The sequence below is a fragment of the [Zimmermannella] faecalis ATCC 13722 genome (genome assembly GCF_000381765.1).
GTDB lineage: Bacteria > Actinomycetota > Actinomycetes > Actinomycetales > Microbacteriaceae > Gulosibacter > Gulosibacter faecalis.
The window spans coordinates 1-13377 of record NZ_KB907076.1 but is presented as its reverse complement, the minus strand read 5'-3'; the positions used below and the strand labels follow the sequence as shown (position 1 = coordinate 13377).

Below are 13377 nucleotides of genomic sequence, written 5' to 3'. Positions count from 1 at the left end.
TTCGGTTCCTAGTACTTGCGTTCCTGCGGCACGTAGTGCGTCATGCGCACCGGCTTCTGGCCCAGCGTGATGTGGTCGGCCGGGTCGGCCGACGTGCGGTCACCGGTCAGGTACGCCATCGTGTGGTGCATCCAGTTCTCGTCGTCGCGCTTCGGGTAGTCGTCACGCATGTGTCCGCCGCGCGATTCCTTGCGGTTGAGCGCGGTGTAGGTGACGACCTCGGCGAGGTCGAGCAGGAACCCGAGTTCGATCGCTTCGAGCAGCTCGGTGTTGTAGCGGTAGCCCTTGTCGTGCACGTGCACGTTCCGGTAGCGCTCGCGCAGCTCGTGCACGACGCGGGTCGCCTCGTTGAGCGTCTCTTCGGTGCGGAACACCTGGACGTTCGTGTCCATGGTCTCCTGCAGTTCCTTGCGGATCTCGGCGACCGACTCGGTGTGCTGCTCGGCGTCGGTCGAGCGCAGGTTGGCGACGAGCTGGCGCACGAACGCGTCGGGGTCGGCGGGCAGGTCGACGAAGTCGGCGGTCTTCGCGTACTTCACGGCCGAGCGGCCGGCGCGCTTACCGAACACGTTGATGTCGAGCAGCGAGTTCGTGCCGAGACGGTTCGAGCCGTGCACCGACACGCAGGCGCACTCGCCGGCGGCGTAGAGGCCGGGCACGATGTCCTCGTCGTCGTTCAAGAGCACTTCGGCGTCGTTGTTCGTCGGAATCCCGCCCATCGCGTAGTGCGCGGTGGGATACACGGGCACGGGCTCGGTGACAGGGTCGACGCCAAGGTAGGTGCGCGCGAACTCGGTGATGTCGGGGAGCTTCGTCTCGAGCACCTCGGCACCGAGGTGGGTGCAGTCGAGGTAGACGTAGTCCTTGTGCGGGCCGGCGCCGCGGCCCTCGAGCACTTCCTGCACCATCGACCGGGCGACGATGTCACGCGGCGCGAGGTCCTTAATGGTGGGCGCGTAGCGCTCCATGAAGCGCTCACCCGAGTCGTTGCGGAGGATCGCGCCCTCACCGCGGGCACCCTCGGTGAGGAGGATGCCGAGGCCGGCGAGGCCGGTCGGGTGGAACTGGAAGAACTCCATGTCTTCGAGTGGCAGGCCATTGCGCCAGATGATGCCGACGCCGTCACCCGTGAGGGTGTGCGCGTTCGAGGTGGTCTTGAAGACCTTGCCGAAGCCACCAGTGGCGAACACGAACGACTTGCCCTGGAACACGTGCAGGTCGCCGGTCTTCAGCTCGTACGCGATGACGGCGGCGGGACGCTTCACACCATCGACCTCGACGAACGAGACGTCGAGCGCGTAGTACTCGTTGAAGAAGCGGATGTTGTGCTTGACGCAGTTTTGGTAGAGCGTCTGCAGGATCATGTGGCCGGTGCGGTCAGCGGCGTAGCAGGCGCGGCGAACGGGCGCCTTGCCGTGCTCACGCGTGTGCCCACCGAAGCGGCGCTGGTCGATCTTGCCCTCGGGCGTGCGGTTGAAGGGGAGACCCATGTTCTCGAGGTCGAGCACGGCCTCGATGGCCTCCTTCGCGAGGATCTCGGCCGAGTCCTGGTCGACGAGGTAGTCGCCACCCTTGACGGTGTCGTAGGTGTGCCACTCCCAGTTGTCGTCCTCGACGTTCGCGAGGGCCGCGGCCATACCGCCCTGCGCCGCACCGGTGTGCGAGCGGGTGGGGTAGAGCTTCGTGACGACGTCGATGACGGCGCCCGTCCCGGCCTGCTCGGCGGCCTCGATCGCGGCACGCATGCCAGCGCCACCGGCGCCGACGATTACGACCTCGTTGCGGTGGAAGTGGACGGTGACCCCGTCGACGACCTTCGTGGTGTCCTTCAGCTGTTCAGCAGCCATGGTGTTTACAAAGTTCCTTTGTCTGTCTAGCCGGCGCACACCGACACGGAGTCGGCGCCGTGGATGCAGGGGTTCACGCCGAACGCGACGAGCACGATGATGCCGAGGATGATCTCGACCGCGCACGCGATCCAGAGCGTGGTGATGAGTGCCTTGCGGGGGCCGGGCTTGTAGACGTAGTCGTTGACGATGGTGCGCAGGCCGTTCGTGCCGTGGATCATCGCGAGCACGAGCATGAGGCCGTCCCAGATAAGCCAGAACGAGAACTGGAACTTCTCGGCCACCACGAACTGGTAGTCGATCTGGTGCACGCCGTCACCGGCGATGAGGTTCGAGTAGAGGTGCACGAACACGAGGATGACGAGCAGCACGCCCGAGACGCGCATGAACACCCATCCGGTGCGCTCGAGGTTGCCCGAGCCCTTCTTGCGTTCGGCGAGCGGGGTCCGTGGGTAGTCAATCGCTTCAATAGTCATTGCGTTGCTCCTAGTGACCGAAGACGTGCGAGAGGTGCATGATCGAGAACGGGATCATCACGACGAACCAGAGCACGATGATGCCCCAGAACATGCCGCGCTGGATGCGCGTGCCGCCGGGCAGGAAGTCGATGAGGATGATGCGCAGGCCGTTGAACGCGTGGTAGACGATCGCGCCCACGAGGCCGAGCTCGCCGAGGCCCATGATCGGGTTCTTGTAGGCGCCGATAACGGTGTTGTAGACCGAGGGGCTCACGAGCAGCAGCGCGCTGTCGAGCACGTGCACCAGGAGGAAGAAAAAGATCGCCACACCCGTAATGCGGTGAAGCACCCACGACCACATGCCCTCGTTTCCGCGGTAAAGGCGGCCGCCGAGGGCGCTCTTTTTCGGTGCGGTGGCAGTGGCGGGGGTGCCGGTCGAAGATGATGACACGGAACTACCCTTCTCTTGACTTGGCCGGTGGCGTAGCGCGCCCGGCGCGCGAACCGCCAACGATTTCGTCATACCTGACGACGCGCTGGCGACGGTTCACACGTAGCAAAAGATTACCCCTTTCGGAGCGATCTTTCAGCTAAGGCGGGTATTAGGCAAGCCTAACTAGAGGCTGATAAAGCCCGCCGTCGCCGCGGTTTTCGCGGCGATCGCCTCGTCGTAGTACGCGAGCAGGTCGTCGCAGATGCCCTCCCACGAGCGGCCGAGCACGCGGCGGCGGCCGGCCTCGCCCATCCGTGCCCGCAGGCCGGGGTCGGCGACGAGCCGCTCGACGTACGCGCGCATCGCGTCGTCGCCGCGCTCAGCGGCCGGATCAAAGAGGTAGCCGTCGTCACCGTGCGTCACGAGGTCGATCGGCCCGCCCGCGAGCGGCGCGACGACCGGCAGGCCCGCCGCGTGCGCCTCCTGCAGGGTCTGGCCGAAGGTCTCTTCGGTGCCGGTGTGCACAAAGAGGTCGAAGCTCGCGTAGGCGAGCGAGAGGTCGCGCCCCATGCGGCGGCCGAGATAGGTGACGGGCATGCCGTCGAGCGCGCCGCGCACCGAGGTCTCGCTCGGGCCCTCACCGACGATCGCGAGGTGCACGTTTCGAATTCCGCGCAGCGCGGCGAGCCGCTCGACCTGCTTCTCGGGCGCGAGCCGGCCGACGTAACCGACCACGACATCGTCGGGCCCGGCGAAGGATGCGCGCAGCTCGGCGGCCGCGTCGGTGCGGCGATGGTTCGGGTGAAAGGCCTCGAGGTCGACGCCGCGGCCCCACGGCCGCACGCGCTCGAAGCGATTGCGTTCGAGGTCGCGAATCGAGCTTGTCGATGGCGCGAGCGTGAGGTCGGCCTGCGAATGGATGCTGCGCAGCAGCAGCCACGTCACGTCGCGGATCGCGCCGAGGCGGTTGCGCTCGGTGTAGCCGGCGACGTCGGTCTGGAAGATCGCGACCGTGGGAATGCCGCGGCGGCGGGCCGTTGCGAGCGCGTTCCAGCCGAGCATAAAGGGGGAGGCGGCGTGCACGATGTCGGGGTCGAAGTCGCGCAGGAGCTGATCGACCTGGATGCTCGGTAGCCCCACGGGGAACTCGCGGAGGTTGACGGTCGCGACCTCGTGCACCGCGAATCCCGCGTACTCGCTCGGGGCGCCGGCCTTCGGGCAGATCACGATGGCTTCGTGGCCGCGGCGGCGAAGGTGCTCGAGCACCTTGCGAACGCTGTTCGTCACGCCGTTCAGCGTGGGCAGAAAGCTTTCGGTGACGATCGCAACTCGCATGATGCCCCGAAGCTATCGAGCGGGGGTAGCCGCGGGTTGAATTCGGGGCGAACTCGGCGGCCCGACTCGGTTACCGGTGCATGGCCGCAGGCTGCTTGCACGCCGCGGCCGCTACAGTCTTGCGCATGCCCATTAACCTCGACCACTTCTATGCGGTGATCCCGGCGGGAGGTGTGGGGTCGCGTCTGTGGCCGCTGAGCCGCGCCGACCGCCCGAAGTTCCTGCACGATGTCGCCGGAACCGGCACGACGCTGCTGCGCTCGACCTGGGAGCGGCTCGCGCCCCTCACCGGTGACGAGCGTATCTACGTCGTCACGGGGGAGTCGCACGGTGCCGAGGTGCGCGGCCAGCTGCCGGAGCTGCTCGAATCGAACGTGATTCTCGAGTCGGAGGGGCGCGACTCGAGTGCCGCCGTCGGCCTCGCCGCCGCGATCATCGAGCGCCGACACCCGGGCGCCGTGATCGGGTCGTTCGCCGCAGACCACCTCATCAGCGCCGACGCGCGGTTCCGCCGCTCGGTGACCGAGGCCGTGCGCGCCGCGAACGAGGGCCTCATTGTCACGATCGGCATTCAGCCGATCGAGCCCTCGACCGCGTTCGGCTACATCCGTGCCGGTGAGCCGCTCGAGATTCTCGGGGCGCCCTCGGCACGCCAGGTCGATGCCTTCGTCGAGAAGCCGAGCGCGCCGACCGCGCGCCGCTACGTCGCATCCGGCGAGTACCTCTGGAACGCGGGCATGTTTATCGCCCGGGCGAGCCGACTCCTCGCCGAGCTTGCCGAGAACGCGCCCGAGCTCGCGGCGGGCATCGCCGAAATCGCCGATGCGTGGGATACGCCGCAGCGCGACGAGGTGAAGGCGCGGGTCTGGCCCGAGCTCGAGAAGATCGCGATCGACTACACCGTCGCCGAGCCGGCCGCGAAGAAGGGCGGGCTCGCCGTCATCCCCGGCTTCTTCGGCTGGGATGACGTCGGCGACTTCGCCGCCGTCTCGCGCGTGCACGAGGCCGCGAGCGACTGCGACGAAGACCTGCGCATGATCGGCGACCCGGGCCGCGTCATCGCGCACGAGTCGACGGGCCTCGTCATCTCGGAAACCGACCGGGTGATCGCGATCGCGGGCATCCCCGACGTCGTCGTGGTCGACACGGCGGATGCGCTGCTCATTACGACCCGCAAGCGCGCGCAGCAGGTGAAGCAGGTCGTCGAGCGCATCAAGGAGTCGGAACACCCCGAGGTTCTGTAGCCGGGGCCCGGCTTGTAGGCGAGACACATGCCGAGGCGACGGTCGTAGCCAAATCGTTAGGGCGCGGCACACTACCGCGCCCGGCTGAAAGTAAATTCCACATAGACTCAACTCCAATGTGAACTTTCCGCACAGCTGCGGAGTGACCTGAGGAGAACCAATGGGTATGTCTCGCAAGAAGGTGTTCGGGGCGCTCAGCGTCGCGTCAATCAGCATGCTCGCGCTTGCCGCGTGTGGTGAGCCGCCGGCAGAGACCGGCGCAACGGGTGGCGCTGGTGGCGACAACAGCGACTTCCTCGCCTGCATGGTCTCGGACGAGGGTGGCTTTGACGACCGCTCGTTCAACCAGCTCGCGCACGACGGCCTCGTGCAGGCGGCTGAGGAGCTCGGCGTGGAGACAGCTGAGGCGCAGTCGAGCTCGCCCGACGACTTCCAGCCGAACCTCGACGCCATGGTGCAGAAGGGCTGCGACATCATCGTGCCCGTCGGCTTCATGCTCGCCGACGCGACGCAGGCCGCGGCCGACGCAAACCCCGACACGCACTTCGCGATCGTCGACGTCGACTACCTCGACGCCCCGAACCTGCTGCAGATGAACTACGACACGGCGCAGGCCGCGTTCCTCGCCGGATACGCGTCGGCCGGCCAGAGCGAGTCGGGCAAGGTTGCGACCTTCGGCGGTAGCCAGATTCCTTCGGTGACGATCTTCATGGACGGCTTCGCTGACGGTGTCGAGTACTACAACGAGCAGAAGGACGCCGACGTCGAGGTCATCGGCTGGGATGTCGACAGCCAGAACGGCGAGTTTGTCGGTAACTTCACCGACCAGACGAAGGCGAACCAGATCACCGAGGGCTTCCTCGCGCAGGGCGCCGACGTGATTCTGCCCGTTGGTGGCCCGCTCTACCAGGGCGCCGCTGAGGCGATCCGCGCCGACGGCGACAACGCGGTGCTGCTCGGTGTCGACAGCGACCTTCGCGCGGCCGAGCCCGACTACGCCGACATCATCTTCGTGTCGATCGAGAAGGGCCTCGACGTCACCGTGTTCGAGGCAATCGAGAGCGCCGTGAACGGTGAGTTCGAGGGTGGCGGCGTCTACACCGGCACGCTCGAGAACGGCGGCGTCGGCATCTCGGACTTCGGCGACTTCGAGTCGCAGCTGCCCGAGGGCATGACCGACGAGCTTGAGGAGATCAAGCAGGGCATCATCGACGGCTCGATCGAGGTCGAGTCGCCTTCGTCGCCCAAGGTTTCGGAGTAACCGACTGATTCGAGCCCGGCCCAGCAGCACGCTTGCTTGGCCGGGCTCGATTCACGTCATCCTCGAGGGCCGCTCACCGACCCCGGTAGGCTTCCCGCAGAACGTCCAAGTCCGGTTGGAGACCGACTCGTATGAAACTCGAACTCCGCGGCATCACGAAGCGCTTCGGCGCCTTCACCGCGAACGACAAGATCGACCTCACCGTTGAGGCCGGCGAAATCCACGCCCTGCTCGGCGAGAACGGCGCGGGAAAGTCCACGCTGATGAACGTGCTCTACGGGCTCTACCTTCCCGAAGAGGGCGAAATCCTCCTCGACGGCAAGGTGCAGAACTTCCAGGGCCCGGGCGACGCGATGCGCGCCGGCATCGGCATGGTGCACCAGCACTTCATGCTGATTCCCGTGTTCACGGTCGCCGAGAACCTGATTCTCGGCCACGAGCCGACGAAGGGCGCGGGCATCCTCGACCTCGCGGCGGCGCGCCAGCGCGTCACCGAGATTTCGGAGCGGTTCGGGTTCCACATCGACCCCGACTCGGTCGTCGAAGACCTGTCGGTGGGCCAGCAGCAGCGCGTCGAGATCATCAAGGCGCTGTCGCAGGAGGCGAAGGTGCTCGTGCTTGACGAGCCGACCGCCGTGCTCACGCCGCAGGAGACCGACGAGCTCATGCGCATCATGGATGAGCTGCGAAAAGAGGGCAAGTCGATCGTCTTCATCTCGCACAAGCTTCGCGAGGTGCGCCACGTGAGCGACCGCATCACGGTCATTCGCCGCGGCAAGGTCGTCGGCACCGCCGAACCGACCGCCTCGAACGAGGAGCTCGCGGCGCTCATGGTTGGCCACGACGTGTCGCTCACCGTGAAGAAGGATGCGCCGAAGCTCGGCAAGGCGTCGTTCGCTGTGCGCGACCTCACCGTGTTCGGGGAGAGTGGGCAGCGGTTCGTCGACAACCTCAGCTTCGAGATCAACGAGGGCGAGATCCTCGTGGTCGCGGGCGTGCAGGGCAACGGCCAGACCGAGCTCACCGAGGCGATCATCGGCCTGCAGCCGAAGACGGCCGGGTCGATCGAGCTCAACGGCAAGGAACTTCTCGGGCTCAGCGTGAAGCAGGCGCTCGACAGCGGTGTCGGGTTTGTGCCCGAAGACCGCACCGTCGACGGCATCGTCGGCGACTTCACGATCGCCGAGAACCTCGTGCTCGACATGTTCGACCGCGCCCCGTTCTCGCGCGGCATCGCCCTCGATCTCGCCGCGATTCACGAGAACGCCGAGACGAAGGTCGAGCAGTTCGACGTGCGCACCCCCTCGACCGAGACGGCCGTGGGCCGCCTCTCCGGCGGTAACCAGCAGAAGGTCGTGCTCGCGCGCGAGCTCGGGCGCAAGCTGAAGCTGTTCATCGCCTCGCAGCCCACCCGCGGCCTCGACGTCGGCTCGATCGAGTTCGTGCACGACCAGATTGTTGCGACGCGCGACGCGGGCATCCCCGTGCTCATCGTGTCGACCGAGCTCGACGAGGTCGTGCAGCTCGCCGACAAGATCATGGTGATGTACGACGGCCGCTCGATGGGTATCGTGCCGCCGACCACCTCGCGCGAAACCCTCGGACAGATGATGGCAGGTATCCCGCATGGCGAATGACGCGAAACTCACTCCCGACGTCGACCAGCCGCCCGTCGACAAGTTGCCCACCGACAAGATCCGCACGGGCTCGACGAACGCGCTCGCGGACGAGCCGTGGCGCGGCATTCTTCGCGACGTCTTCGGCGGCAGTATCGTGCGCTCGATCGTCGCGATCGTCATCGCGCTCTTCATCGGTCTGCTCATCGCGATCTTCACGAACCCCGACGTGCAGGGCACCCTCGGCTACGTGTTCGCGGCGCCGCAGGACTTCTTCCGCGCCGCCGGAAACCTCATCGGCGACGCAGTGCAGGCGCTCGTCGGCGGCTCGATCTACAACGAGAAGCGCGGCTTCCTGCCGCTGCTGACGACGCTGCAGTGGGCGACCCCGCTCATCGCCGCCGGTCTCGGCCTCGGCATCGGTTTCCGCGCCGGCCTCTTCAACATTGGTGGTCAGGGTCAGCTGCTCGTCGGCGCGTTCTTCGCCGCCTACGTCGGCTCGAACTGGCAGCTGCCGGTTGGCCTGCACCTGCTGCTCGCGATCATCGTCGCGGTCCTCGGCGCGAGCCTCTGGGCCGGCATCGTCGGTTGGCTGAAGGCACAGACCGGCGCGCACGAGGTGATCCTCACGATCATGTTCAACTGGATCGCGTTCTGGGGCATCACGTTCATGCTCAAGCAGCAGCCGTTCCAGGCCGAGAACGCGCCCGGCTACGCGAAGAGCAAGGCGATCGCCGAGAGCGCCCGCCTGCCCGAGCTCGGGTCGTTCGGCACCGGCATCATCCTCGTCATCATCGCGGCGATCGCGTACTGGTGGATCATGGAGCGCTCGACCATCGGCTTCCAGATTCGCGCGGTGGGCATCAACCCGAACGCGGCGAAGACCGCCGGCATCAACGTGAAGCTCGTGACGATGCTCACGATGGCGCTCTCGGGAGGGTTCATCGGTCTCGCGGCCGCGACCCAGACGCTTGAGGTGCACCCGACCGGCATCGAGCCGTCGGTGGATGCGGGCATCGGCTTCGACGCGATCACGGTCGCGCTGCTCGGTGGCAACAACCCCGTCGGCATCGTGTTCGCGGCGCTCCTGTTCGGCGCGCTCAAGGCCGGTGCGGTCTCGATGGAGGTGTCGGCCGGAATCCCGAAGGACATCATTCCCGTGATTCAGGGCCTCATCGTGCTGTTCGTCGCAGCGCCGCGGTTCCTCGGCTTCCTGCCGAAACCCACGGGTATTCGTCTCGCCGACCGGGTGTCGGCGCGCAAGCAGGCTTCGGAGGCGTAATCATGACGACCGATCAGACCACGCGGGCCGCACAGACGCCCGCCCCCGAGGGCGACGTGCTCGCGCCTCGCAAACTCAAGACGCCCATCCTGCTCGGCGCGTTCGCGCTCGTCTCGCTGTTCGCGTTCGTGTTCACGGTCGTCGGTGAGACGACCCGCATCGACGTGAGCAACCGCGGTGGCTCGATTCAGCTCGACCCCATTTCGGTGCCGACCATGCCCGCGAACCTCGTGCTCACGGTGCTCATGTTTGCGCTCGCCGGTTTCGCGCTGAAGCGCGCGCTCGACCGCAAACCGGTGCCGATGTGGATCACCGCAGTGTTCGCCGCGCTCTGGGTAGTCGCCCTCATCATCTGGGTCGGCGCGGGCGCCAACGTGCCGCTCGCCTGGCTGCTCACCGGTACCCTCGCGCTTTCGACTCCGATCGTGTTCGGTTCGATGGCGGGCCTCGTGTCGGAGCGTTCCGGCGTCGTGAACATCGCGATCGAGGGCCAGTTGCTCTCGGGCGCGTTCGCGTCGGCGCTCGTCTCGAGCCTCACCGGGAGCTGGGTCGCAGGCCTCATCGCCGCGATGGTCGCGGGCGTGCTCATCTCGTGCATCCTCGCCCTGTTCGCGATCACGTACTGGGTGGAGCAGGTCGTTGTCGGTGTCGTGATCAACATGATCGTGCTCGGCCTCACCGACTTCCTTTACTCGGGCCTCATGTCGAGCGACTCGGCGAAGTACAACAGCCCCGACCGCTACCCCGTGTGGTCGATTCCGGGCCTCAGCGAGATTCCCGTGCTCGGGCCGCTGCTGTTCTCGAACACGATCGTCGTGTACGGGCTGTTCCTGCTCGTGCCGCTCATGGTCGTGCTGCTGTTCAACTCGAAGTGGGGCATTCGCACCCGCGCCGTGGGTGAGCATCCGAAGGCTGCCGACACCGTCGGCATCAACGTCAACGCGACCCGCTGGCGCAACGTGCTGCTCTCGGGCGCGATCGCCGGCTTCGGTGGCTCGTACTACACGCTCGGGCTCGTCGGCGCGTTCGGCTCGGAAGTCACGAGTGGTCAGGGATACATCGCCCTCGCGGCGCTGATCTTCGGCCGCTGGCACCCCGTGTATGCGACGCTCGCCGCGATTCTGTTTGGCTTCGCGTCGAACTTCCGCACGCTCGCCTCGCAGGTCGGTGCCGACCTGCCGACCGAGTTGCTCGCCATGGTGCCGTACATCGTCACGGTGCTTGCCGTCGTCGGGTTCGTCGGCCAGTCGCGCGCGCCCGCCGCGAGCGGTAAGCCCTACATCAAGGCCGGGCGGTAGGCGTGAACGATCGGATGCGCGCCGTCGTCGACGTCGACTGGGAGACCCTGCGGGCTGCCGCGCTCGAGGCGCAGGCGCACGCGTATGTGCCGTACTCGGAGTTTCCGGTGGGCGCCGCCGCCCTCGTGGACGACGGGCGGATTGTCACCGGCTGCAACGTCGAGAACGCGAGCTACGGGGTGGGGCTGTGCGCCGAATGCGGCCTCGTCTCGGAGCTCGCCCGCACCGGCGGCGGCAAGCTCGTCGCCTTCACCTGCTGCGATGGCCGCGGCGAGCGGCTCATGCCGTGCGGCCGCTGCCGTCAGCTGCTCAACGAGTTTGCGGCGCCGGGGTGTCTGTTCGACACGATCGGTGGCATCACCGACATTGAGGGGATTTTGCCGATGGCCTTTGGGCCCCGCAATCTCACCGAGTATGCCGACCGCGACGACTAGTCGCGAAGAGAGGACGAACCATGGCCGAGCCCTTTGACGCCGTCGAGCTGATTCGCCGCAAGCGTGATCGCGGCGAGCTCACGACTGACGAGATTCGCTGGCTCGTCGCTCGCTACACCGACGGGTTTGTCAGTGATGAGCAGATGGCCGCGATGACGATGGCCATCTTCCTCAACGGCATGCAGCGGCGCGAGATTCTTGATCTCACCCGCGCCATGATCGACTCGGGGGAGCGGCTCGACTTTTCGTCGCTGTCGAAGCCCACGACCGACAAGCACTCGACGGGTGGCGTCGGCGACAAGATCACGCTGCCACTCATGCCGCTCGTCGCCTCGTTCGGCGCCGCCGTACCCCAGCTTTCGGGTCGCGGCCTCGGCCACACCGGCGGCACCCTCGACAAGCTCGAGTCGATCGCCGGGTGGCGGGCCGAGCTCACGAACGAGGAGCTGTTGCGGCAGCTCGAGGACGTCGGCGGTGTCGTCTGCGCGGCGAGCGCCGACCTCGCACCTGCCGATAAGAAGCTCTACGCGCTGCGCGACATCACCGGCACCGTCGAGGCGATTCCCCTTATCGCCTCGTCAATCATGTCGAAGAAGATCGCCGAGGGCACGGGAGCGCTCGTGCTCGACGTGAAGTTTGGCTCGGGCGCGTTCATGCGCGATCCCGAGCGCGCACGCGAACTCGCCGAGACCATGGTGCGACTCGGCAGCGATGCCGGCGTGAACGTTTCGGCCCTGCTCACCGACATGAACACGCCCCTCGGCCTCACGATCGGGAACGCGAACGAGGTGCGCGAGTCGGTCGAGGTGCTCGCCGGCGGCGGGCCAGCCGACGTCGTCGAGCTCACCGTCGCGCTCGCGACCGAGATGCTCGACCTCGCCGGGATCCGTGACGTCGACGTCGCCGCGCACCTGCGAGACGGCCAGGCGATGGATGTGTGGCGTCGCTTCATCGAGGCACAGGGCGGCGACCCCGACGCGACGCTGCCCGAACCGCGCGAGTCGCACGAGGTGCGGGCCGACCGTGACGGCGTCGTGACCCGACAGGATGCCTACGACTTCGGCCTCGCCGCCTGGCGCCTCGGCGCCGGACGCGCCCGCAAGGAAGACCCTGTCGTGCACGCCGCCGGAATCGACCTCGCCGTGAAGCCCGGCGATACCGTGCGCCGTGGCGACCTGCTGTACACCCTGCACACCGACGACGCGAGCCGCTTCGATCGCGCACTCGAGGCCCTCGATGGCGCCCTCGACCTCGGCGACGCGGCGCCCGAGCCGGCCCCGCTCATCGTCGACCGCATCCGTGACGCGCGGTAGGCGGCGCGACGCGGCGGCACCCCAGCTCCGCGACGCGCGCTACCACCCCAGCGCATCCTGACTACCGCTTCGGCTAGTGTGCCGGTGCGGTGTCGCCTGCGTGTGCGGGCGTGAATCTTGGGTGCGCTGGGGTGCTGGGGCACGTCCACCGGGTGTTGGCGGGTGGTGCCCTTAGAAGGGTGGTGGGTCGTGGACCTCGACAAACCTCGGCCCCGGTGGCTCCGGCACGGTGACCACGACCCGCCCGAGTGGCGTGATCCACTCGAGGACCCCGCCGCCGAGGTGGCGGACCTGCCAGGGTTGCTCGTGTTTCTGCGTGTGATGCGCGACGCACAGGTGTCCGCAGTTCTCGGGGCGCGTCTTCCCGCCGTGCTGCCACGCGGTCGTGTGATCCAGGTCGCACCGGTACGCGGGGCGGCGGCAGCCGGGGAACCGGCAGGTCACGTCGCGCGCCCGCAAATAGCGGCGGAGTGATGCGGGCGGCACATAGGTGTCGGCCGTGATGACGTGCCCGCTGATCGGGTGCGTCAAAATCCGCTCAAGCTCCCCGTCGGCGGCCCATTCGCGTGCCTCGCTAGCGCTCATGGGCTGGAGCCCGTTGAGCATGGCGACGCCTTCGCAGGTGTCGGATCCGCCCCCGCGTCGGAACGCGTCGCTGAAGGCCTGGTCGCGCAGTGCCATGACGGGTGTGACGATGCTGATGACCGCCTTCACCCGTGAGGCACCCGCGGCTGCACTGTCGAGGATGGTTTGCGCGGTCGCGGTGAGGAGCGTGTCCGTCAAAATATCGGCGCGGTGCTGGTCGAGGGTGCGAAGATCCGCCTCGAATCCGTCCTCTTTGCGGTGCTGCGTGGCT

12 protein-coding genes are annotated in these 13377 nt (G+C 67.2%); 7 read left to right on the top strand and 5 right to left on the bottom strand.

Annotation, left to right across the window (positions count from 1 at the left end):
- Window positions 1-8: 8 nt before the first annotated feature.
- The 4 genes from sdhA to G328_RS0104430 form a co-directional block, all read right to left on the bottom strand.
- The gene (gene sdhA, locus G328_RS0104445) at window positions 9-1847 is read right to left on the bottom strand and encodes a succinate dehydrogenase flavoprotein subunit (RefSeq protein WP_019618144.1); all 1839 of its coding nucleotides are present in this window, start codon (window positions 1845-1847) and stop codon (window positions 9-11) included.
- A gap of 26 nt (window positions 1848-1873) precedes the next feature.
- Window positions 1874-2323 (bottom strand): succinate dehydrogenase hydrophobic membrane anchor subunit, encoded by a 450-nt coding sequence (locus G328_RS0104440; RefSeq protein WP_019618143.1) that lies wholly within the window; start codon window positions 2321-2323, stop codon window positions 1874-1876.
- A 10-nt stretch (window positions 2324-2333) separates the two neighbouring features.
- Window positions 2334-2756 (bottom strand): succinate dehydrogenase, cytochrome b556 subunit, encoded by a 423-nt coding sequence (sdhC, locus tag G328_RS0104435; RefSeq protein WP_275401664.1) that lies wholly within the window; start codon window positions 2754-2756, stop codon window positions 2334-2336.
- A gap of 165 nt (window positions 2757-2921) precedes the next feature.
- Complete coding sequence (locus G328_RS0104430) at window positions 2922-4073, bottom strand: glycosyltransferase family 4 protein (protein ID WP_019618141.1); 1152 nt, start codon at window positions 4071-4073, stop codon at window positions 2922-2924.
- A 125-nt stretch (window positions 4074-4198) separates the two neighbouring features.
- Between G328_RS0104430 and G328_RS0104425 the strand changes: the two genes are divergently transcribed.
- From G328_RS0104425 to G328_RS0104395, 7 genes are all read left to right on the top strand, one after another.
- Window positions 4199-5317 carry a mannose-1-phosphate guanylyltransferase gene (locus tag G328_RS0104425; RefSeq protein ID WP_019618140.1) on the top strand — a complete coding sequence of 373 codons (1119 nt, stop codon included), beginning with the start codon at window positions 4199-4201 and terminating at the stop codon, window positions 5315-5317.
- Between the two features lie 166 nt (window positions 5318-5483).
- Complete coding sequence (locus tag G328_RS0104420; protein WP_338063011.1) at window positions 5484-6578, top strand: BMP family lipoprotein; 1095 nt, start codon at window positions 5484-5486, stop codon at window positions 6576-6578.
- 131 nt (window positions 6579-6709) lie between these two features.
- Window positions 6710-8215, top strand: a complete 1506-nt coding sequence (locus G328_RS0104415; RefSeq protein ID WP_019618138.1) for an ABC transporter ATP-binding protein — start codon at window positions 6710-6712, stop codon at window positions 8213-8215.
- Complete coding sequence (locus tag G328_RS14175) at window positions 8205-9476, top strand: ABC transporter permease (RefSeq protein ID WP_019618137.1); 1272 nt, start codon at window positions 8205-8207, stop codon at window positions 9474-9476. The genes G328_RS0104415 and G328_RS14175 overlap by 11 nt, the downstream gene beginning before the upstream one ends.
- A 2-nt stretch (window positions 9477-9478) precedes the next feature.
- Entirely contained in the window at window positions 9479-10774 is a 1296-nt protein-coding gene (locus G328_RS0104405) for an ABC transporter permease (RefSeq protein WP_019618136.1), read from the top strand.
- A gap of 14 nt (window positions 10775-10788) precedes the next feature.
- Window positions 10789-11208 (top strand): cytidine deaminase, encoded by a 420-nt coding sequence (locus tag G328_RS0104400; RefSeq protein WP_019618135.1) that lies wholly within the window; start codon window positions 10789-10791, stop codon window positions 11206-11208.
- A gap of 20 nt (window positions 11209-11228) precedes the next feature.
- Window positions 11229-12521, top strand: coding sequence for a thymidine phosphorylase (locus G328_RS0104395; RefSeq protein WP_019618134.1), 1293 nt, complete (start codon window positions 11229-11231; stop codon window positions 12519-12521).
- A 171-nt stretch (window positions 12522-12692) separates the two neighbouring features.
- Here G328_RS0104395 and G328_RS14170 read toward each other — a convergent pair.
- A partial coding sequence (locus G328_RS14170) for an HNH endonuclease signature motif containing protein (RefSeq protein ID WP_019618133.1) occupies window positions 12693-13377 on the bottom strand: 685 nt, incomplete at its 5' end.